Here is a 21,697-nt window from a genome sequence, read left to right as displayed (position 1 = left end):
GCCTAAGACGTGCTTTCTAAACGGAGTGGGAGAGTGCGGCCCGCGTTAGGCATAGAGAATCGGTGTGAGGATGATCGGAGGGCCATCCGTTATAACGAGACTCACCTCGTGCTGTGCCGCCGATCCGCCCCGGTTTCCGAGAAGGGTAAAGCCGTCGGACTGTTCGATTGCCAGTGTAGATCGGGTATTAAAAAAGGTTTCGATGGCGACGACAGCACCCTTTCGGAACCGTCTTTTGTCCGTGCCGTCCCGGAAGTTAAGGATGTCTCCGGGCTCCTCGTGGAGGGCTCTGCCTATACCATGTCCGCCAAGGTTTTTTATTATTTTGAATCCTGCCTTTTTGGCCGACTGCTCGATAAACCCGCCGACCGAATTTATCCGCCGGCCTGATTGACACAGGGCGGCAGCACCGCGTAATGTGGCCAGCGAATGGTCAACCAATGGCTGTCGTCCATTGATATCTTTTCCGACGACGACCGAGGCCCCGTTATCTGCCCAAAAGCCATCGAGTTCGGCCGAGACGTCGATGTTGACGATATCACCCTCCTGCAGCAGTACGTCGGCAGACGGTATACCGTGGGCGACAACGTCGTTGACGCTGATACATGTGCTGCCCGGAAAGCCGTATGTCAACCTGGGTGCCGATCGCGCTCCTTTCGAAGAAAGGTAGGCTTCGCCGATAACATCGAGCTCTTTCGTACTGATGCCGGCGCGGACTTCAACGATCATCTTGTGTAATGTCTCGGCGACGACCCGTCCCACCTGCAGGAGCATAGATAACTCCGCTTCATTTGTTACTATCATATCCTTATTCCGTTATAAGTGCCCGGCCACCTCTGCCCGACGTGTTCCCAGGTGCGTTGTATCGTGGTTACCGCCCGTTCTGGCTTCAAGAAGCACATCGTGGCGTCGGTTTTGCCGGATTGTCAAAGTTCTCCAAAGATAGGTTAACCGCTTTGGCACAGATAGTAAATACTGGACAAATTATCCTCGCTCAAATGTTTCATTTCCGCTATTGATTTTTTTGTTTAATTTTGTATTAAATATGCCAATACACTGTCTCACAGCGATCAAGTTCTCATCGCAGTCTGCGCTCTTTCCATTATCTCCGGACGATGCAGTAGGCCGCGCAGTAGAAGGTGTATACCAGTTTTCTTTGGCCGACTTCAACCAACACGTTGCCCTGTTCAGCGATGGTTGTCCGGCGCTTATGCTAATGCCCGATGCCGGGATGGGATCCGTCTGCCGTGTGGATGGGCAGATCATCCCGCTGGGAGCGGTGTGGTTCACGGCCGGCATCCTCCAAAGGGCCGTATGGGAACCGTCGGGTACGACAGGCAAGCTTACTATTATACGTTTTCGGCCGCAGGCCTGGCAAAAATTATCGGCGAAGCCGACGGGAGAGCCTCCGTATATACACGATATGGCGACATATCACCCGGAGCTTGAAGCCAAATTTCTTCCCTTGTGCAAGCCCGGAATAGGAAAAGAAGAGATCGGGAAACTTCTGAGGGCGATGTTTAGCGACGTAGAGGACGGGATAGGGGCCGATCCGCAGGATGTTCTTTTTTTTAAAAGTCCGCATACGCTTTCCGTAAAAACCTGGAAACAGGAGTACCATCCCAAATGGGTGCAGCGTTTTTTTAAAAAACGTTTTGGGGTAAGCCCGTACCAATACGAGCAATTGCAGCGTTTCCTTTGCGCTTTTCGCCGCTTAGAGACCGCAGCAGCCGAGAGCCTGCATGCTGTTGCCTTTTTAAGTGGCTATTGCGACGCCAATCATCTCATAAAAGATTTTAAAAAATATCTAGGGACGACACCCCGCCATTTTTTTAGGGGACGGATAAATTAATCTCCCGGATTAAATGCGATTCTTTCGGAGGTGGTCGCCCGGAGTGAGATGATGCCACGCCACAGAAATATGATCTATGATATCGCTGGCGATTAAGCTCTTTTCGTGAACTGTGCCGACGGCACAATCGCCGGACAGGCCATGCAAGTATACACCGATTAATGCTGCCGTCTTAGGTTCGTAACCTTGCGCCAAGAGGGAAGCAAGGATACCTGAGAGCACGTCGCCACTGCCTGCGGTGGCCATGCCGGTATTGCCGGTAGAATTGATGTGGACCGTTCCGTCGGGCATGACGATAGCTGTATTAGCGCCTTTGATCACGATAATTTGCCGGCGATGTCTACACCAGCTTCTGACTTTTTCCAATTTGTCAAAGTCGTTACTCCAACTCCCGATCAACCGTTGGAGTTCCTTTGGATGCGGCGTCAGAATGCTCTCTGGAGGAAGAAGGTCGTGCCATTCCGGGTGTAAGGACAGGATATTTAATGCATCGGCATCCAAAACAAGACGGCCGTGGCCGCCAGCGCTGTGGAAGGTGTGGAGCAGCTGAAAGAATGCTTCACGGGTTTGCGGATCAGTACCCATGCCCATTCCGACGCAGAAAGCAGAATATCGCCCGAGATCATTGGGGAACGTGCTGATGATATCGGACGAGGGATCCACGGCCGTCAGCGCTTCTGGAAACGCAGTCTGCATAATCTGGTAGCCGCAGGAGGGGATATACGCGGTAACTAATCCACAGCCCGTCTTTAAAGCTGCCTTACTGGCCAAGACAACCGCTCCAATACTGCCGAGCCGCCCGCCGCCGACCCACACGTGGCCGAAAGTTCCTTTGTGCGAGAATTTTGTCAGGGGCTTGACCAGTTTCGCAATATCCTGCTTGTCCATGTAGAAAAGATCAGAGGATAATGTAGCATGTATATCTTTATCCAGGCCGATATCCAATACGGAGAATTGTCCCGTGTACGGTGCATAGTCGGGAAAGGTCAGGGTAAGCTTAGGGCAGGCAAAGGTGTAGGTATAGGTTGCGCGGACAATAGGCGCGTCGGTCGGCAAAGGTGCGTCTGCGAGAAGGCCGGAAGGAACATCTATGGCGAAAACGGGGTTGGGGCTGACGTCCAGCTGCTGTATGATACCCTTCCAAGCGGATTCCAGGGGACGGGACAGCCCGTGCCCGAATAATGCGTCAATAATAAAAGCGCCTGGCGGGAGGGTAAGCGCAGTCGTCATCTCCAGCGGTTCTATTGTTATATTGAGCCTGCGTAAGCTCTCCTGCTGCACGAGGTTTTCGTCGCTGTAGCGGCCGTTAACCAGGAGGTAAGGCTTGACATCATGTCCGGACAGGTGCAGCAGACGCGCCAGTGCAAGTCCGTCTCCGCCGTTATTGCCGAATCCGCAAAGTACAACGAACTGATGGCAGCATTCGCCCGCAAGCTGTTGTAATTCGCCAAGGACAGCGCGTGCGGCCCTTTCCATCAAAGCTAAGGAAGAAATGCCCTGACGGACCATCGTCTCTTTTTCAAGCTGTCTGATCATCGCTGGAGAGAGGATCTTCATGAGTTTTTTTTCTTATAAATCTAGCTAAAAAGAACTTCTTTTCCTACCCAAAAGATAATTATTCATTGCACACTTTTACCTGACCAACACCGCCCTTTCTTCGCCCTTTTACCTGCCGTTCCTCGGGTGAGGCCTTGGGTTTCCTTGGGGTGGCTTCGGGTGGGACCCGAGCACGACCCGAGCACCACTCGAAGCCGACCCGAAGCCGACCCAACCACCGGGCGGTAAGGGGGCGGTGTTGGTGCGGTGTTCTTCGGGCCACAGCGCGACACAACAGCACCGCGCAGAGATGTTTAGCCATCTGAATGCCGGTGCATATATTGACCCCTATGCGGTACCTTTTAGATCGCCTCTACCCAGTGTCTACCCTTCGACAATGTCAGGCTGAGCACTTCGGCATCCTCAGTATAGGACTGTCGAAGCCTAGGATGACAATGTCAGGCTGAGCTTTAGCGACGCTGCGCTTTACGCGAAGGGTAGTGTTGGGAAGTTAGATAGGTTGTTCGTAACGTTTGGGGCGAAGTACAACGATTGACCCCATAGGGGTCATATCTCAATAGAAAGCCGTGTATTGATCACGACCCCAACGGGGTCGAATGAAAAATATAAATACCGTCATCGCGGGGAGGCACGATGACGCGATCTTAATAAAATGATACGGGATACCTTTCAGATGGCTTCTTCCACTGTCTACCCTTCGACAATGTCAGGCAGCGCACTTCGGCATCCTTAGTACAGGACTGTCGAAGCCTAGGATGATATTCGCCGGAAGACCATTTTAAGAATATACCAGTTAAATTGCCCAGCGGAGGAGACTTGCTCCCCACGAGAAGCCCGCTCCGAAAGCCGTAAGCATGAGCAGATCTCCTTTTTGTATCCGTTTAATGTTTTCCCAGATGCATAAAGGGATGGTGGCAGCAATGGTGTTCCCCAGATATTCAATATTGCTGAGCGTCCGTCCTTCCGGAATGTTTATCTCTTTACCGACAGCGTCAATAATCCGTTTATTCGCTTGGTGGGGAACGAGCCAATTAACCTGGTCGATACGCATGTTGTTCCTTGACAATACCTGGTTACACGCGTCGCTCATCGATTGAATAGCCTGTTTAAATACGACCTTTCCATCTTGCCGAATATATTTCTTTTCGACCTCAATAAGGCCGTTGTTGGCGGGGTATAAAGAACCACCCCCTTCGATATTCAGAAACTCCCTGCCGTCGCCGTTGCTCTGCATGAAGGCATCAATAATTCCGTTTTCAGAAGAGGGCTCAAGCCATACAACACCGGCGCCATCGCCGAAAAGTATGTTTGTCGACCGGTCTTTGATGTCCACGAATGCGCTGATGTTGTCCGCTCCGACAACAAGGACATTTTTATATCGACCAGATTCGATTAACGACGCTCCCATGTCCAAGGCGTATAGAAACCCTGAGCAGGCGGCATTCATATCAAAAGCCCAAACGTTCTTTAATGCCAGCTTCCTCGCAATGATATTTGCCGTGGCCGGCATCATGACGTCAGGCGTCGACGTTGCCACCAGGATAGCTTCGATGTCTGCCAGGTTCTTTTCGTAACGCAGGCAAAGATCCTGAATGGCCATAACCGCCATATCAGAAGTGGCTAAATCTTTATCCAATATACGCCGTTCCTTGATCCCTGTACGTTTTATAATCCACTCGTTGGAGGTGTCACAAACCTGTTCTAAGTCGAAGTTCGTTCTTCGCTTTTGGGGTACGTAGCCGCCAATCGCTGTTATTGCCGCGTATGGTCTAGAAGCGTAAGTATGTTGCATATATTCTCTCTTCAAATAAAAACTGCGCAAAGGTACAGATTTTTTGCGGGACTCGTTCTGCTTCTTCTATTTCGTTCGAGGCAAAAGAAGATGACATGTGCCACAGCTTCGTCAATTTTTCCATACCTACGGGCTCAATATCAGCCCGACGGGCTGCTGTGGCATCTGTCTCCAAGCACCGTGGGAATAATGTTGACCTGCACACACAGCGAAAGCGCCCAACGAACTCAGAGGCCGGTCTCTTGGTGATGCCGCAGCTTAAAAAAGGTAGCACACTCGGAAAGCAGCCTTATGTATCTGCTTGTTTTTTCTCTTCAGCGACGGCCTTGTCTTCCTGGTCCGGATGAAACATGGATTTTTCTTGTTCTTCTTTTGCCTGTTTCTCAAACTGCAGATGGACGAGAATCGGAAAATGGTCCGAATCAAAGTTGTCTTCTTTTCGCAGCTCCCGCAGTTTAAAATGCGGGGAAGTGAATGCATGATCCAGCGGGAAACGTAGGAAAGGATAGTGCGCGTGGAACGTATTGAAAAAGCCGCGCCCACGTCTGGGGTCTAGCAGCCCGCTGATTTTAAGGAACAGGGTGGTCGTATAGCTCCAGGCGACGTCATTGAGGTCGCCAACGACAATGGTGGGCAATGCGCTGTTCTTCACTTCATCGGCAATCAACAGCAATTCTTTGTCACGTTCCGTTGATCTTGGATTTTCATTTGGAACAGGAGGCGTCGGGTGGACTGCGTACACCTGTACCTGCTGGCCGCTGGGAAGCTGCACCTGGCAGCGGATCGACGGAACATCGTCGTCTACCAAGAAGCGTATCTCCTTCTCTATAAGCGGAAACCGCGAGTATAGCAGCATACCATAGGTGTTGTTTAACGGAATCTTGATGTGAGCAGGGTACGTATGCTCCAAAGGGCTAAGGGCGTCCGCCCAACGCTCATTTGTTTCCAGAAGCAATACCATATCCGGAGCGACCCGCCTGACAAGAGACAGGCAGCCCTCGACGTTGCGGTTTTTTTCGTATACGTTGGAAATCAGAATCCGTATGCTGTGGTGGTCATCGGCATGCTTCGCACGTTTTACCTGTTTGGCGCCCAAAATAGTAAAAGGATAAATCAGATAGCCAAGGTATACGGCATTTGCCACCATAAGTGCCGCTATAAGTGATGACGCGAGGTGCTGATAGTCGCCCCACACGATAAAAGCCATCATCCAGCACAGCGTTAGCACCAGCTTCTGTATGCGGGGATAATCAAACACCCGGAATGTCCAGTAGTCGCTACGGACAAGCGGGAGAACGGTGAAGCTCAAAATAATGAGCCCGACAACAATCAGTGTATTGGTCATATGTGTTGCACGGTGATACGTTATAAACCGTCGTCGCTGTTAATTGTTTCCAATAATTGAAAACGATGAAGAATCGTTACCTGTCGATGGTACCAGTCGTTGTATACCAACTCAATCTCCGTCACCGAAAAAGCGCCAAAATTAACGCCTCTGTGCTTCCTCAGCACATGCAGAAGGTCAGGTCCGTCCGATACGGGGTGTCTGAAGCGAACAACCGTACTGTGTGCGGTGTGCAACGTATAGCGCTGATCTATACTTTGCTTTAATGACGACTGCCCGAATGCCAGACGTAACCGTTGACGGATCGCATTCAGCATGTCGTGCTCGGGAAAGCCCTGTAGAAGTATGCAGGCCGGTGAAGCGGTAATCCCGTTTACTTTCATAACGAATGTGCGTTCGTTTTTTAGAACTTTATCAATTAGCCCGACGTAAGCAGCGACGTCTACCGTGTCGAGTCTAAAATTTTCTTCACAGGAAAGCACGGAAAGGAGCGTAAAATGTATGTCGGAGGGTGGATAGTAGTATTGTTGGCTATCACGTTGCTGCAGATCTCTTAAAAACAACATGATCGGCTCTTTTACCGCAGACGGGGGCACAATCCGCAAGGTTAGGCCAAATCGGGTATCCTGCCGGCCCGCAAGGGGATCGACCAGATGGATGCCCTGCTCGATTATCGGTGCAGATTCTTCGAAGAGCTGGTCGTAATACGTTTGCAGATCCATGCTTGTCATTCTCCCTGATATACTTTGCTTAGCCATAAGACCACCGACTGTTTCAGGCGGTCGTCAAACAGTTTCTTTTTACCAAATGCCGTCATCACACAGTCAAAAACCGTAGCAGCCAGATCGTCGTCCCTGTTAGAGAAAACGCTGACCGTCATGCGGTTTTCTACATCGTAGTACACGACATTCCGGAACCCTGTCGATTCTCCGGAATGAAATAGATGGAGGCCGCCTTGTTGGTCGACGAGGCTAAACAGCCCCAGGTGGTAGTGTGCCACGTCTTTTACAAGTAAGTCCGGGTTTACAAAGAGCTCCCGAAAAGCAGGGGTCTGTAGCTCGTGTGCCAACATAGAGCTGCTCCACGTCAAAAAGTCTAAAGACGAAAAGTACACGCCGCCGTCGCCCTGTGTTGCGCTTGTCACACTTTGATCGGCAAAGGCAGATGAAGAAGCTCCCGGATGGTAGCCAAACGCTCTGTCTACGATGTTGGATGAAGGCGTGGCAACCACGGCTCCGTTTATTCCCCGCGGAAGAAACAGGTGTTCTTTTACAAAACTGTCAAAGCGTTTACCGCCGACTTTTTCGACCAGAAGGGCGAGAAGACAATATCCGGTGTTGCTGTAACGGAACCGGGAGCCGGGTTCGAAGTATAAGTCCCCCGCGCGGCGTATGAGGTCGAGCACGTCAGCGTCCAAAATCTGTTCGGTTTGATCTGGAGGGATCAGGTTCTCGTAATCCGATATACCCGATGTGTGTTGGAGTAAATGTCCTACCTGTATGGCTGCCAATCGGGCAGGCAGACCGTCGAAATAGTCGCCGATCCTCGTGTCGAACCGGATGCGTCCAGCTTCGATGAGCGCGTATACCGCCCGTGCTGTCACCTGTTTACTGACCGACGCCATTCGAAACCGGGTGTTTCCGTCAATGTCCGTCTTGGGGTGCAGGAGAGCCTGACCATCATAAAAAGCGTAAAGCACTTCTCCGTCCTTAGCTACCATGGCAGCTACGCCGGGATGGTTACCTACGGACAGCATTTTCTTCAGCGAATCTGTGAGCACAGCATACTCCTGACCATGGCCTGACATCAAAAAGTATCCGAAAAGGAACATAAAGCAGAACAGGGTTTTATTCATTTTCATTATTTATTTCTTCCACATGGAATGGAACGTTGTTAATAGGGAAGTCAGCGTCGTCTGTTTTTAACCGGCTGATCGCCAACAGGACATCGAGCCCTTCATACACTTCTCCGAATACGGTATAGTCTTGATCCAGACGCGGCTGGCCGCCTATTTTGAGATAAACCTCGCGTTGCTCTTCGGTGTAGTGTATACCCTTCTTCTGGGCGAGGTTGTCTAGCTCCTCCGCTGTTACGGGACGTCCGACGACAAAGTAGATCTGATTAAAAAACGAGGCTTTGGCAGGATTATCGTCCCTGCCTGCGCCAAGCGCGCCCACCTTATGAAAGGCACGGCGGTCAAATTCCGGCGGGAGGCGGTCCTTTTTCTTTGTTGGGTGTGCAGCTTCCCGTTTTTCAATGTCTATATCGTGCTCGCCCCCTTGGACAACAAATCCGTCAATGATGCGGTTAAACAAGGCGTCTTTATAGACATCCTCTCTAATCGCCCTTAAGATCAGGTCACGATGCGCGGGAGTATAGTCGTATAAAAGGACTTTAAATGTGCCGAAGTCTGTATGAAATTGAAGTCGGTGACGCTGCGCAAACAGGCCGCTGCTGAGCAGTAGACAGGCGAACAGTAGGATTACTTTTTTCATCTGATTAATGATCTATACGTGTTAAACTCCGATGGTATCGATGAGCTCGTTCCAATCGGTTCCTTTATGCAGATTCGTCGTTGTTTGTTTATTCATTTACTGTCTGATTCCAAAGGTGTCATTCATTTGGTGCTTGCTTTTCAATGGCACTCGTGAGTTCGCTATTTATAGCCGGTTTTATGGAACTAGCGCAGGTTTCAGTCCGTCTGTTTTTTAGCAAACCTATCCAAACTTATCGAAAAAAATTTATACCGTCATCGAAAAGTTGATCCTTATAAACTAAAAAGGGGGAGAGCGTTTGCCTATGTTGCAGATAAGGCGGAATTTAGCTAAATTCGATCATTAGAAAACGAAAACTTTCTCCTATGAGCTACACACCCGGTTTCTCCCGTTACGAGAATATGCGCTACAACCGCTGCGGCAAAAGCGGCCTTCTGTTACCGGCCATTTCGTTGGGACTGTGGCACAATTTCGGCGATGACGTTCCGCACCAAACGAAGGTAGATATCTGCACGACGGCTTTTGATTTGGGGATAACGCATTTCGATCTGGCAAATAATTATGGGCCGCCCCCGGGGAGTGCGGAGTTGGCATTCGGAAGGATATTGAAAAACGAATTTTCAGGGCTGCGGGACGAGCTGATTATCTCCTCGAAAGCAGGTTACCTGATGTGGCCGGGTCCATACGGCGAATGGGGGAGCAGGAAGTATGTTATTGCCAGCTGCGACCAGACGTTGCGGAGGCTGGGCGTTGATTATGTAGACATCTTCTATTCCCACAGGTTTGATCCGAACACACCCTTGGAGGAAACCATGCTCGCGCTTGATCAGCTTGTGCGGTCAGGGAAGGCGCTGTATGTCGGCATCTCGTCTTACAACAGGCAACGGACAAAAGAAGCATATACCATTCTGAAGTCGTTGGGCACTCCGTTTATAATCCATCAACCGAGCTACTCCATGCTTAATCGCTGGGTCGAATCGGACGGTCTGTTGGAAACGCTGGACGAGCTTGGCCTGGGCTCTATTGTGTTCTCGCCACTGGCACAGGGCATGTTGACAGATAAATATTTAAAAGACATCCCCGCAGGAAGCCGGGCTACCAAAAACCGCTCATTGTCGAGCCGTTTCTTAAGTGAAGAAAACCTGCTTCGCATCCGGTCGCTGCACGAAATAGCGGCGCGTAGGGGGCAAACCTTAGCCCAGATGGCCATAGCATGGGTGCTTAGGAAGCCGGAAGTAACGTCGGCACTCATAGGTGCAAGCAACCCTCAGCAAGTGGTAGACTGTGTCGGAGCTTTGGATAAAGTAGACTTCTCGCCGGAAGAGCTGACCGAGATTGATCGATACGCTGTCGACGGACAGATAAACATATGGGCGCAATCGGCCGAGCTACGCTAAACAATGTTTTGGCAGGGGGCTTGTTAGACGTTGGGTCCCGAGGTATAGAGAAGGGGCAGGGCATAGGACAATCCGGAGGCAATCCGAACAGTCCTGTGCCTTCCAGCTTCCACGTTCATAAACGCTGTTGATATCGCTACTTTGTTAGGTTGCTCCCTGTGATACGTGGGTTCATTACCACCCTTTGATGGCACCGCCTTTAAAGACCTCGTCAGCAACCTTTTCGACTTCGATCGACTGATAGGCCTTGACAAAATCTTTCACTTTCTCGTTTTCCTTATTATCCTGGCGGCACACAATAATGTTGACATAGGGCGACTTTTCCCGACTTGTCCCTCTCTCTCATTTTGTTTTGTAATCAGTTGAATATTAATGTTTGATATTTTATTTCCGTAAATTTACCGCAATAACCTTGCTGAACACCATAGACGAACGGATCGAGAGGCAGGACGGCAAAAGCATTCGGGTGAAGACCGAATTGGGTGACCTGATCTGCATATCACCGGGGAACTCAGACCATTAAAGTCGAGCCAACCGTCGAAATGAGCGCGATGGTCACGAAATTATTCCCATCGCATTAGAAGCGACAAGTCAGGACACAGTATGGCGATCCACAGATTTGTTTTTCCTTAAAGGAAATTGCTAATGGCTAGAATCATTGGTTCTATTTGTTTTTTCGCTTAACTTTCGCTTTCTTAAGTTTTTTACGTAAGTTTGGTTTATAGGTTCATACTGTTCGATATGATTCAAAGATTCACATGTCGTTATAAACAATTGTTTTCTCTCGTTGTTATTGGCTTTTTATTTCTTGGTAGCTGTTCGAAGGACTCTTTGGATCCGGAAGTTGACGAAGACGAAACCATTCTTCCTCACGAATATGAAATGGAGAGTTTAACGTATCTCTTGGCGGACGACGACAAGATTGATACGGTGAAAATAAAAGGAGGTACAGAGGAATTTATAAATCCCGGGAATACCCCCATGGAAATACAGCACGTCGAAACATTTGATGATCTCGTCAAAACTTCCTTTTTTAAGATAGATAAGGAAGGGGGCGAGTTGCCCTCAGATTTAGATATCTCCAAATTTAAGGTTAATGTGCCTGGAGTATATTATGAAAACGGGACATTTTCCTATTATCCAGAACGGTTTCCAATGAGCGACAGCGAGCAACGGGAACCGTACAAGCGTAACAGTACATTTACTTTTGACCTGAAAATACCTGCACAGTCTAAACTAAACTTTAGAAAATCTATCGATCGGCACGACATAACCTGTTCATTTAAGCTGGTCATACGTAATAAAACCACTGGCGAAAAATATAACGTAGACGGAAAATGGCAAGGCGTACTTCGTTATTTCAACGAAAGCTTTTCGGTCGATGAAGAAGTGTTAAATTAAAAAAGGTACAAAGTGCAATATTAAATCCTTACACGATTAAACAATTAAACTTTAAACAAATTAAACCATAAAACAAAAAATCAATCCTGCTTGATCCTAAGTGCCGAGAAAGCTGCAACGAAGAACAGCACAGCAGCTGTCACAAGGGAGTAAACCGGACTTCCACCAAAAGCATATTTTACGATATAGCCACCTAAAAAAACATTGACAACCTGGGGAAATGTGATTAAAAAGTTAAAAGTCCCCATATATACCCCCATCTCATGCAACGGGAGACTTCCACTCAAGATGGAATACAGCACCGCTAGAATATTGCCCCAGACCATCCCTATACCCAGCATCGAGAATAAAAGAAAAATTAGGGTCGCTGATAAAAAAGATCGAAATCAAACCCACGCCACCCGTCATAAGCGAAACTGCGTGCGTCTGTTTCCTGCCAAATCTCCGTGAAATCCGGGGTAGGAAGATGGCATATGAACGAGTGATAGACAACATGATTCCCACCGCACTAAAAAGGACAATCTGTAGGCAATCCGAACAGTCCTGTGCCTTCCAGCTTCCACGTTCATAAACGCTGTTGATATCGCTACTTTGTTAGGTTGCTCCCTGTGATACGTGGGTTCATTACCACCCTTTGATGGCACCGCCTTTAAAGACCTCGTCAGCAACCTTTTCGACTTCGATCGACTGATAGGCCTTGACAAAATCTTTCACTTTCTCGTTTTCCTTATTATCCTGGCGGCACACAATAATGTTGACATAGGGCGACTTTTCGTTTTCAACGAAAATGCCGTCGCGCTTAGCGGTCAAATTGTGGCTTGCCGCAAAGTTGTTATTAATAATAGCAACAGCTATCTGGTCGTCGTCTAATGTCCGGGGCAATTGTGGAGCTTCGAGTTCCAGAATGCGCAGCTTCAACCTGTTTTCGGTAATGTCCTGTAGGCGGGGAAGAAGGCCGACATTATCTCTCAGCTTGATCAGTCCAACCTGTTGTAGCAGTAGAAGAGCCCGCCCGAGGTTGGTAGGATCATTAGGAATAACCACTGTATCTTCGGCTTTCAACTGGCTGATATCTTTTATTTTTTTGGAGTAACCCGCCATCGGGTATACAAACGTGTTTCCCACGATAGCGAAGTCGTATCCCCGATTTTTCGATTGTACGTCGAGGTAGGGCTTATTTTGGAATACGTTGACATCGATGTCTCCCTGGCGTAGAGCCTCATTCGGCATAACGTAGTCATTGAAAGACACCAGCTCGACGTCTACATTGTATTTTTCCTTCGCGACTTTTTTGGCGGCTTCCGCTAAAGTAAATTCCGGACCTACCTGTACGCCGACGCGTAGGACATCGGAACTGTTACTTGCCGGGTTACAGGACCATAGCAGGATAAGCGAGATAAAGATGCTGAAAATTGTTTTGTGTGTCGCGTTCATATTCTTGTTATTTTAACTTAAACATTCCAAAGGCATAACTAGTTCGAAGCAGCGCTGTCTATTTACGGTGGTCAACGCGCTTGGACAATCGATCACCAATAAACTGTATACCAAATACTATTCCGATGAGGAGTAACAGCACGAGATTCATGATAACGGCGTCGTACCCAACATACCCATATTGGTACCCTATATGGCCGAGTCCGCCGGCACCGACGGCTCCACCCATAGCCGAATAACCGACTAATGTGATCAGGGTTAGCGAAGCGCTGTTAATAAGTGCCGGCAACGCCTCAGGAATAAGAACTTTACGGACAATCTGCATGGTTGTCGCTCCCATTGAACGGGCTGCTTCGATGATGCCGTATGGTATTTCCAGCAGACAGTTTTCCACAAGGCGGGCAACAAACGGTGCTGCGCCGATACTGAGCGGCACAATAGCTGCTTTCATACCTATGGATGTACCAATCAAGGCCCTGGTAAATGGAATCATCCAGACGATAAGGATAATAAATGGAATCGACCGGAAAATATTGACAAAAAAGGCGATGATCCGATTGGCGTTCCTGTGCGCTAGCAGCTGCCTTTCCCGTGTCAAAAAAAGTAGTATTCCTATGGGTAGCCCCAGTAAGAAGCTGAAAAAACCCGAAGCGAACGTCATCGCGATGGTTTCCCAGGTCCCTTTTGCCAATAACCAAAATGTTGCGTCTGACATAGCTGTTTTCTAATTGTCTAATGTAAGGGAGGGGTTTAACAACTCCTGCGTAATAGGCGATTGCGGCTGCGCAAATAGCTGTGCAGTTGCATTCATTTCAACAATCTTGCCCTGCGAGATTACCGCGACGCGGTGACACACGGCACGCACCACTTCCATCTGATGGGTGATCAGCACGATCGTAATTCCCAGTTCCTCGTTGATCCGCTTCAGCAGCGAGAGAATAGACCGCGTGGTTTGTGGGTCAAGCGCACTCGTGGCCTCATCGCATAACAGTATTCCCGGATCTGAAGCAAGCGCCCGCGCAATCGCCACACGTTGTTTCTGTCCGCCCGATAGCGCCGCAGGGTAGTCGTCCCGCTTATCAGTCAGATCGATAAGGGCTAAGAGACTGTCAATTTTTTTATCGATCTGCTCTTTCGGGGTCCCGATAAGCTGCAATGGAAATGCGATATTATGATATACAGTCGCCGAAGAAAGTAAATTAAAGTGCTGAAAGATCATGCCGATTCTTCTGCGATACGGGATTAGCTCCTTCTCAGACAGCAGGGCTATGTTTTCATCAGATAAATATACATTTCCTGAGGTGGGCCGTTCCAGCAGGTTTATGGTCCGAACCAACGTACTTTTTCCCGAGCCAGAGTAGCCAATAATCCCAAAAATCTCGCCTCTATCGATGTCTAGGGATACATCCTGAAGCGCATGTATTTCTCTGTCTTTCTTTCGAAATATTTTACTGACCCTTTCTAGCCTTATCATATGTTCCAGTGCTCTTACATTGCAATACAACACATTGGTGCTGTCGTCGGCAAAGATAGTGTTTTTGTGCTAAAATTTAAGTCTATATGACTGGTAGTTTTTTAGTTTGCTTGTTCCTGCCGACGGTCGGCGATTAACAGTATGCTGTACAATTGTCTGTCGGCAGTTGCGATTTATATAAGTTTTGGTATATTCATTGTCAATTTAAGAACAATGGGATTATTTGACATTTTCAGAAAGAAGAAAGCCTTGGAGGGCGGTTCGCCAGGGGACGGCAGCCTAGAAGAAGTTCATAGCGACGATGCGCCGCGCGAAATTACAGTCGGGCGTCCGGCGGATTTCGAGAGGAGTCCGTCCGCGGAAGCGGCTGTCGGATCGCCTCCAGATCGTGTGGGAGACGAGGTAGAACAAGGCAACGAGCCGGGAACCGATCACGGCCAGTCAGGGGGATATTTGGGTAACTTAGAGCATACCGCGGTTATCGATGCTTTGCTGCGGGTGCCGCGGGCCGAGCGTGGCGAAGAATGGATCGTTAACTTCCTGTCTCACGTTGCCACAGCAAGTTTTCGATGCGGAGATCCCCAGATTATCCAAGGGCCCGATGGTTTCCCTTATTTTCAGATTTTCCTGCCAGAAGCCAATAAAGCTTTTCAGTGCTATGTAATAGAGCATATGCTGGACGACTTTTTATTGGAGAATGGTTTTGGTGTTGCGCTTGAACCAAAAGAGGGGCAGGTTGAATGGGTGTTGACATATGGCGACCTGCTACATTATGCCGTACATCGTACGTTTGCCATTCCTAACGATCATCTTTTCGGAAAATCCGGGGAGACCGACGAAATTATTGAACGGGACGAAGAGGTCTTGGTCGGCGCGCCCTCGGAGGAAATCCTGCCAAAGCGTGCAAGAATGGTGATAAAGAGCTTTCTGCAGGCGCAGGGTGTAAAAGAACCGAAGGTTTGTCTCATCGATCGCAGTGCTGCCGGCAAAGGGCAGGATCTGGTGTTTAACCTGGTGCCCTGGGAATTTGAAAATCATGCTCATTACAGAGCCGTTATGCAGGCCTTGGGCTGGTTTTTACCCGGATACTATTCGTATATAGGTGCTCAAGAAAAGACGTTTCAAGATCTTTTTTTACCGTTGTGACAACAATAAACATCAGCAGCTACCGCCTCCTTGGTTGGGTATACAGTACCGGCCAAGAAGGCTAGATGTTGTTGGCCCTTCATTGACAACCTATTTTCCAGTCTCGAGGTGCGGACTGTCGACCGGCTTGGATTCAGGAGAGCCTTTTTGTCTCAGAAAAATAGTGAATACGACAATCGCGGCAACCGACAGAAATTCGCTCTGCCAGTTCTGAAACGTTTCAAACCAAAATTGAGGCTCGCTCAGGTAGGCGGACAGCGTTTCGGTAGGCTTGCCTTTGAGCTCGTTTTGAAAGTTAAAGTCGTTCAAGCTGCCAAGAAGATGAATATACCAAGTAATGAAAAAGAGCAGCACAAACGCAATCGATAGCGAGTGTTTGTAGATATATAAGCGCCATCCGCCTTGTAATACCGGTTTTGGTGCGCCCTCTCTTGGTTGCGGCTCGCGATCAACTTCCTCCTTCTTGTCCAGGCTCTTGGATTCTGCCGATCCAATCTGTCTTAAAAAGATGGTTAAAATCACGTACAACGCCATCTGAAGAAACTCGCTTTGAAAATTCTCGAACGTAGCAGATACTAAATGTCCGGTATGTAGATAGTCGGGCAGCGGGATCGGTGGCTGTCCCTCATCTTTTAACTCGCCGATATAAGTTTGCCATCCAAAAAAAGTCTGTGCAGCCCATGCGAATAAAAAGAGCGCAATAAAGGTAATAGAAAGACTGTTGCGGTATAAGAAGCTTCTCTTCATCGTCTAACGTATTTAATAGGTAGAATGCGAATATGAATTTGATAGAAGAACCCTGCAGGACCGAAAAAGTTCACGGTTGTGATAGGCGCTCTCAAATCCCGCGGCAGACGAGGCCGTTGCTGTTCGGACGCTGCTCTCGTAAGGCATCTGTTCCCCCTTTAATGCGATTTGCAAAAATCAGAGTTTCTGGAAACGATCCGCGTTCCGTGGCCGTTATACTATTAGATAGAAGAGCAATATGGCACATAGAGAAGTACTTTTTATATTAACGTCCCATGCGGATATGAATGGAACAAACAGTAAGACGGGCGTCTGGCTGGGCGAATTTACAGATCCTTACTATGCCTTTCTGGATGCAGGGTACAGGGTGACGCTGGCCAGTCCAAAAGGTGGGGCCTCGCCGATAGATCCTTTAAGTACTGTAACAGAAAGCCTGTCAGCCGCGAACCGTCGTTTCGCAAAAGACGAGGACGCGAAGCGGCAGTTTTCGGAAGCTTCGCAGCTGGGAGCAATCGACCCGTACCGCTACGATACGGTCTTCGTGCCGGGAGGGCACGGCCCCCTGTGGGACCTGGCAGATAACGAGGACGTGGCACGGATACTTTCGCACTTTGTCAGTGCTTCGAAGATTATTGGCGCCGTCTGCCATGGTCCCGCAGCGCTATTGTCCATTGAAAAGAATATCTTCGGCTACCTGCGTGGACGTAAGGTAACGGCGTTTACCGACACCGAAGAAAATCTAGTTTTCCGTTCGGGCGTCGTGCCGTATAAGCTGGAAAGCAGATTGCGTGCGCACGGTGTCGACTTTAAAGCCGCAGCGCTTCCGTTCGCCCCCTGTGTAGCTGTCGACGAAAACCTGGTGACAGGGCAAAATCCCCTGTCGGCAAGCAGAGTCGCCAAAAAGGTTATAGAACTTGTTCAAAAACACTACGTCAGCACGTTGTGACGTTGTATAACGCGGCAAGCGGACATGACATCGCACGACAATGGAAGATTGCAAAAACAATGAATTATTCTACATGTTTAATAGTTGGTGGCATTAATGTTATAAGCCGTACGATATGATGCAATTCGTAAAATTGAACCACAAAGTCCTTATCGACCTCAAAGTAAAAGGATATAATGCGCTGCGGTCGCGCATCGATACCAACAGTAACGATCCATCTTGGATACCGGATCGTATTGATATTCAGTTTTCGTCCTATTCTTACATTAAATTAGGTCGTAACCAATTTCTGCTTATTGAGAATGTGCTCGAAAATGTTGAAGAGAACGAGCTCACCGGAATGGTATTCATAGAAAAATAAAATAGGCGGTTTCGGGAAAGAAACAGCCTATTTGCCCTGTTGTGCATTATAGGGGGCATGTATTGTCCGCCCTTGTTTTTCAATTGCGTGACAGGTTATCTGATATGAACCAATCTTTAGGTGTTATGCCTGCGTTCTACGACGAGAGTCTTGTCGTATTGACGGCGAACAGGCTCGCCACCTTTTTCGCGTCTTGACGTAGCGTAATTGTCGGAATCGACGTGCACACCTGCTTTAGATGTCCATAGTAACGCCCGGCGACATTCGGCCATGAGGTTAGGCGTCCGTAAGCAGCAGCGTTACGTCTATATTTCGCCAGTATCAGTGGATCATCGAGGAGCCGGTTTATATGGCCGGCCAGGCCACCGGCATCGTGAAAATCAAACAGAAGCCCCCTGTCGTGTGCCAGTAAATCTTTGGCATACCAATACGGTGTAGAGATCACCGCTGCGCCGGCGCCGATGGCAAAGGATAGCGTGCCGCTGCTTATCTGATTCTCGTTGGGGTAGGGCGTCACGTAGATGTCGCAGGCTGTCAAGTATTTTACCAGTAGTTCTTCCGACGCAAAGGTGTTAATCAGCTGAATGCGATCGTTTAAGCCATTGGCTGCAATCTGCTCTTCTAAGAACAGGCGATAACCCTCGCCTTCCTCGCGTAAGACGTTCGGGTGCGTAGACCCTAGTACGATGTACAGGAACGATGGATCGTTCACCTGCTTGACGGCCTCAATCGCGGTCTCAATGCCCTTATTCCGTCCAAGGAAGCCAAAGCTAAGCATCACCTTCCGTCCCGTCAGCCCAAGCTGTTTTTTTGCTTCTGTTTGGTTATAGTCAAACGCAGGAACGCCATGTGGCACCATCTCTATCTTGGAACGTGGAACGCCAAACACCTGTTGCAGAAGACGAATCGCCATATCCGTCATAACCGTAACAAGTTTACTGTATGAGCATATCGTTTTCAGGGTCTCGTGCTCTTTAGGGCTAGGATGCTGCAGGACGGTGTGTAAATTGCTAACTACCGGTACGTTCAAACGCTTCAACAACTGTACTATAAAATCGCCCGCATCTCCGCCGAATATCCCGTATTCGTGCTGGAGCACACAGATATCAAAATGTTGATTGATATACGCTGCCGCCTGCACGTAATCTTGGTGGACATTTTTATTGATCGTAAAACAAACTTCCGAAGGAAATGACGGCTCTGTCCCATCGCTTATCGCGACAATGCCGTGTTTTTCTCCCTCGACAGGAAGTGCCCTATAAAGATCGTAGGTGAAGGTTGCAATACCACACTGCCTAGGTGGGTATGTGCCAATGATAGCAATTCTCATGTTGTCTTTTTTTTCTGAACGTGTTTGATTACCCGTCAACGTTCGTTCCTGATAGCCTGAGCGGGCTCTTTGTGCCCCGTTTCAGGATGTCAGCAACGTTTGCGACTGTTGGTGTATCACCTCTATCATTTAAGTTTCTGAAAATGTCTTTTTCAAAGGACATCAAGAACTTTCGTGCTGTAATGCTCCTGACCGAGCAGGAAAGTTTAGTGAGCCACTTGTATTAAGATCAACAAGATCAACTGTAGAAAAGTTTTCAATCGTCTTTAATTTGCGTACTATTAAAGAGACAATGCGTAAAAACCCCAGCATTGGAAGGGTCGCCCACCGTACGAATACGTAGAGTTGGTTAAAAACGGGCTGTGTCTGTCCGTTTTTAAACGGCTTCTGCGTGGTATGGCGGGCGCTGGGACCAAAATCTGTGCTATCTTAGCGCGGAAACGCCCGTGAATCGTCCCAGCAACGATTAGTTTGCGTAAAACGAATGGACAAATGCATGTAGAACGCTACATCACCGCAAAAAACCGTTACCATAATGCACGGGATGTCAGAGCGAACACGCTAGGCCGCTAATTGAGATCCGGACTTTTAGGAAAATTGGCGACATGGGCGTATTTTGGTCCCAAGCTGATCAGCGCTTGTTTCCATAAATCGTCGCCGTCCTGCAGAAGGAGTAAATCCGGAGGAAATTTGTTGTGCACAGCCCAGCTGTTTTGGGCGATCTCTTCCTCCAGCTGTCCCGGCGACCATCCCGCGTAACCTACGAAGAATTTTATATCTTCCGGCTGAAGGAGGTTGTCTTCAATCAGAAATAGTGCCTGTTGAAAATCTCCGCCAAAGTAGATGTTATCTGTGAGTTGGTCGCCCCCTTCCACCTTTTCAGGTGCGTTATGAATAAAAAAAAGCGCTTCCATATTTACAGGGCCTCCGATGTATAACGGAAATTGTTGGTTGTGCACTTCCTGAATGACATCGGACAATAGAAGAGCTGATCTGTTATTTAATACTAGACCCATTGTCCCATTCTGTATATCATGTTCACATAGCAAAATCACGGACCGTTCAAAATTGCTGTCAAGCATGAACGGCTCGGAGAGTAAAAGACTTCCTTTTTGTGGTGTAAACATATTAAACATAGCGAACGAACTAAGTAATCTAAAATAAGGCTTAAGATAAACCATTTTACATAAAATCGCAATTTTTTATGTCGCCTGCCCATGAATTCGGTCGCTTTTAATTAAGTTTGCTTTCATATCAACAGACTTCGACATGTCCATTGTTCATAAAGATATCGCGGCTATCCGGGAGGATTACAGCAAATACAGGCTAGATGAAAAAGATGTGTTGCCCGATCCCGTTATGCAGTTTCAACGGTGGTTCGATGAAGCATTAACGGCGCAGGTTATCGAGCCGAATGCGATGGTGCTGGCCACTATCGGCGAAGACGGGTTTCCCTCGGCCAGGGTTGTTCTCTTAAAAGATATCAAACCCACAGGTTTCAGTTTTTTTACGAATTATCACAGCAAGAAGGGGCACGATATCCTGGCCAACAGGAAGGTCAGCCTGCTGTTCTTCTGGCCGGAACTACAGCGGCAGGTACGTATTGAGGGATGGGCAGAGAAACTTCCGTCCGAAGATTCCGACGAGTATTTTGCGTCACGGCCGAAGGCTAGCCGTATCGGCGCATTGGCATCGCCCCAAAGCCAGGTAATTGCTAGCCGGGCAGTATTGGAAGAACGGGTTGCGGCGCTCTCGGAAGAATTTGCGGAGAAAGAGACGGTGCCCAGACCGGCTTACTGGGGCGGCTACCTTGTCACGCCTTTGAGAATGGAGTTTTGGCAGGGGAGGAGCAGCCGCTTACACGACCGTATCCAATATGTATTTCACGAGGGGATGTGGTCCGCACAACGCTTAGCACCATAACACATGATTGCACAGATAAAAGACCAGATAATAAATGCCCTGGGCGAAGGGGCAGTGATCCGCACGGACGAGCAGCCGTTGCAGCCAATTCTTGTCGTCCATGCCGGCTACCTGTTGGAGATAGCCTTATTCCTCCGCGACACCGAAGGATTGTATTTTGACTTCCTGTCGAATATATCAGTGGTAGACTACTTTCCGGAAGGGCGCTTCGACGTCGTATACCATTTAGCTTCCATTCCCTATCAGACGCAGTTGACCCTAAAAGTCGAATTGCCCAACGACCGGAGTCTCGAGCATCTGCCGGAGATACCTTCGGTATCATCGGTGTGGCGCACGGCAGACTGGCACGAGCGCGAAGCGTTCGACCTCATGGGGGTGTATTTTGTCGGCCATCCGGACCTTCGACGTATTCTCCTGCCGGACGATTGGCAAGGACATCCATTGCGGAAAGACTACGAGGATCCGGAAACTTATCATGGAATAGCTATAAAATAAAG

Annotated in this window: 22 protein-coding genes and 1 pseudogene; 8 read left to right on the top strand and 15 right to left on the bottom strand. The window is 48.7% G+C overall.

Annotated features, from left to right (window positions below):
• Positions 1-45: 45 nt before the first annotated feature.
• Entirely contained in the window at positions 46-804 is a 759-nt protein-coding gene (gene map / locus BC792_RS03345; RefSeq protein ID WP_148907573.1) for a type I methionyl aminopeptidase, read from the bottom strand.
• Between the two features lie 241 nt (positions 805-1,045).
• Here map and BC792_RS03340 point away from each other — a divergent pair, with 241 nt between their 5' ends.
• The gene (locus BC792_RS03340; protein ID WP_148907572.1) at positions 1,046-1,852 is read left to right on the top strand and encodes an AraC family transcriptional regulator; all 807 of its coding nucleotides are present in this window, start codon (positions 1,046-1,048) and stop codon (positions 1,850-1,852) included.
• Between the two features lie 9 nt (positions 1,853-1,861).
• Here the strand turns inward: BC792_RS03340 and BC792_RS03335 are convergent, their stop codons facing one another.
• The 6 genes from BC792_RS03335 to BC792_RS03310 all read right to left on the bottom strand — a co-directional run bounded on the left by BC792_RS03335 (position 1,862) and on the right by BC792_RS03310 (position 9,041).
• Positions 1,862-3,409 (bottom strand): NAD(P)H-hydrate dehydratase, encoded by a 1,548-nt coding sequence (locus BC792_RS03335; protein WP_148907571.1) that lies wholly within the window; start codon positions 3,407-3,409, stop codon positions 1,862-1,864.
• Between the two features lie 793 nt (positions 3,410-4,202).
• Positions 4,203-5,201 carry a beta-ketoacyl-ACP synthase III gene (locus tag BC792_RS03330; protein ID WP_148907570.1) on the bottom strand — a complete coding sequence of 333 codons (999 nt, stop codon included), beginning with the start codon at positions 5,199-5,201 and terminating at the stop codon, positions 4,203-4,205.
• 289 nt (positions 5,202-5,490) lie between these two features.
• On the bottom strand, positions 5,491-6,546 hold the full coding sequence (locus tag BC792_RS03325; RefSeq protein WP_148907569.1) for an endonuclease/exonuclease/phosphatase family protein: 1,056 nt from the start codon (positions 6,544-6,546) through the stop codon (positions 5,491-5,493).
• Between the two features lie 20 nt (positions 6,547-6,566).
• Positions 6,567-7,304: a 2'-5' RNA ligase family protein gene (locus BC792_RS03320; protein ID WP_148907568.1), complete on the bottom strand. Its 738-nt coding sequence runs from the start codon at positions 7,302-7,304 to the stop codon at positions 6,567-6,569.
• Positions 7,274-8,407 carry a serine hydrolase domain-containing protein gene (locus tag BC792_RS03315; RefSeq protein ID WP_148907567.1) on the bottom strand — a complete coding sequence of 378 codons (1,134 nt, stop codon included), beginning with the start codon at positions 8,405-8,407 and terminating at the stop codon, positions 7,274-7,276. Before BC792_RS03315 ends, BC792_RS03320 begins: the two co-directional genes overlap by 31 nt.
• Entirely contained in the window at positions 8,394-9,041 is a 648-nt protein-coding gene (locus tag BC792_RS03310) for a peptidylprolyl isomerase (RefSeq protein WP_148907566.1), read from the bottom strand. The genes BC792_RS03315 and BC792_RS03310 overlap by 14 nt, the downstream gene beginning before the upstream one ends.
• Before the next feature lie 365 nt (positions 9,042-9,406).
• Here BC792_RS03310 and mgrA point away from each other — a divergent pair, with 365 nt between their 5' ends.
• On the top strand, positions 9,407-10,438 hold the full coding sequence (gene mgrA / locus BC792_RS03305) for an L-glyceraldehyde 3-phosphate reductase (RefSeq protein WP_148907565.1): 1,032 nt from the start codon (positions 9,407-9,409) through the stop codon (positions 10,436-10,438).
• A 174-nt stretch (positions 10,439-10,612) separates the two neighbouring features.
• Here mgrA and BC792_RS03300 read toward each other — a convergent pair.
• Positions 10,613-10,750: pseudogene (locus BC792_RS03300) on the bottom strand (MetQ/NlpA family ABC transporter substrate-binding protein); the annotation flags it as partial.
• Between the two features lie 429 nt (positions 10,751-11,179).
• On the opposite strand from BC792_RS03300, the gene BC792_RS03295 reads away from it, so the two are divergent.
• On the top strand, positions 11,180-11,839 hold the full coding sequence (locus BC792_RS03295; RefSeq protein WP_148907563.1) for a hypothetical protein: 660 nt from the start codon (positions 11,180-11,182) through the stop codon (positions 11,837-11,839).
• 80 nt (positions 11,840-11,919) lie between these two features.
• Here the strand turns inward: BC792_RS03295 and BC792_RS03290 are convergent, their stop codons facing one another.
• The 4 genes from BC792_RS03290 to BC792_RS03275 form a co-directional block, all read right to left on the bottom strand.
• Entirely contained in the window at positions 11,920-12,180 is a 261-nt protein-coding gene (locus tag BC792_RS03290; protein WP_148907562.1) for a hypothetical protein, read from the bottom strand.
• Between the two features lie 283 nt (positions 12,181-12,463).
• Positions 12,464-13,273, bottom strand: a complete 810-nt coding sequence (metQ, locus tag BC792_RS03285; protein WP_148907561.1) for a methionine ABC transporter substrate-binding lipoprotein MetQ — start codon at positions 13,271-13,273, stop codon at positions 12,464-12,466.
• A gap of 58 nt (positions 13,274-13,331) precedes the next feature.
• Positions 13,332-13,988: a methionine ABC transporter permease MetI gene (gene metI / locus BC792_RS03280; RefSeq protein WP_148907560.1), complete on the bottom strand. Its 657-nt coding sequence runs from the start codon at positions 13,986-13,988 to the stop codon at positions 13,332-13,334.
• Positions 13,989-13,997: 9 nt separating this feature from the next.
• Positions 13,998-14,747, bottom strand: a complete 750-nt coding sequence (locus tag BC792_RS03275) for a methionine ABC transporter ATP-binding protein (protein WP_148907559.1) — start codon at positions 14,745-14,747, stop codon at positions 13,998-14,000.
• A 213-nt stretch (positions 14,748-14,960) separates the two neighbouring features.
• Between BC792_RS03275 and BC792_RS03270 the strand changes: the two genes are divergently transcribed.
• A complete protein-coding gene (locus tag BC792_RS03270; protein ID WP_148907558.1) occupies positions 14,961-15,893 on the top strand; it encodes a hypothetical protein in 933 nt (310 codons plus the stop codon).
• A 90-nt stretch (positions 15,894-15,983) separates the two neighbouring features.
• On the opposite strand, the gene BC792_RS03265 is transcribed toward BC792_RS03270, so the two are convergent.
• Complete coding sequence (locus BC792_RS03265; RefSeq protein ID WP_148907557.1) at positions 15,984-16,640, bottom strand: DUF6766 family protein; 657 nt, start codon at positions 16,638-16,640, stop codon at positions 15,984-15,986.
• Positions 16,641-16,878: 238 nt separating this feature from the next.
• Here BC792_RS03265 and BC792_RS03260 point away from each other — a divergent pair, with 238 nt between their 5' ends.
• Positions 16,879-17,586, top strand: a complete 708-nt coding sequence (locus BC792_RS03260) for a type 1 glutamine amidotransferase domain-containing protein (protein WP_148907556.1) — start codon at positions 16,879-16,881, stop codon at positions 17,584-17,586.
• A gap of 115 nt (positions 17,587-17,701) precedes the next feature.
• On the top strand, positions 17,702-17,947 hold the full coding sequence (locus BC792_RS03255) for a hypothetical protein (RefSeq protein ID WP_148907555.1): 246 nt from the start codon (positions 17,702-17,704) through the stop codon (positions 17,945-17,947).
• A gap of 136 nt (positions 17,948-18,083) precedes the next feature.
• On the opposite strand, the gene BC792_RS03250 is transcribed toward BC792_RS03255, so the two are convergent.
• Positions 18,084-19,277 carry a glycosyltransferase family 4 protein gene (locus BC792_RS03250; RefSeq protein WP_148907554.1) on the bottom strand — a complete coding sequence of 398 codons (1,194 nt, stop codon included), beginning with the start codon at positions 19,275-19,277 and terminating at the stop codon, positions 18,084-18,086.
• Between the two features lie 569 nt (positions 19,278-19,846).
• Complete coding sequence (locus BC792_RS03245) at positions 19,847-20,359, bottom strand: YqgE/AlgH family protein (protein ID WP_246154839.1); 513 nt, start codon at positions 20,357-20,359, stop codon at positions 19,847-19,849.
• A 187-nt stretch (positions 20,360-20,546) separates the two neighbouring features.
• Between BC792_RS03245 and pdxH the strand changes: the two genes are divergently transcribed.
• Positions 20,547-21,200, top strand: coding sequence for a pyridoxamine 5'-phosphate oxidase (gene pdxH / locus BC792_RS03240; RefSeq protein ID WP_148907552.1), 654 nt, complete (start codon positions 20,547-20,549; stop codon positions 21,198-21,200).
• 3 nt (positions 21,201-21,203) lie between these two features.
• Positions 21,204-21,695 carry an NADH-quinone oxidoreductase subunit C gene (locus BC792_RS03235; protein WP_148907551.1) on the top strand — a complete coding sequence of 164 codons (492 nt, stop codon included), beginning with the start codon at positions 21,204-21,206 and terminating at the stop codon, positions 21,693-21,695.
• The last annotated feature ends 2 nt before the right edge of the window (positions 21,696-21,697 follow it).

Origin of the sequence: Sphingobacterium allocomposti, assembly GCF_008124885.1 — a bacterium.
GTDB classification, from domain to species: Bacteria; Bacteroidota; Bacteroidia; order Sphingobacteriales; family Sphingobacteriaceae; genus Sphingobacterium; species Sphingobacterium allocomposti.
The sequence above is the reverse complement of the archived record's forward strand: the minus strand, read 5'-3'. Positions and strand labels throughout refer to the sequence as shown.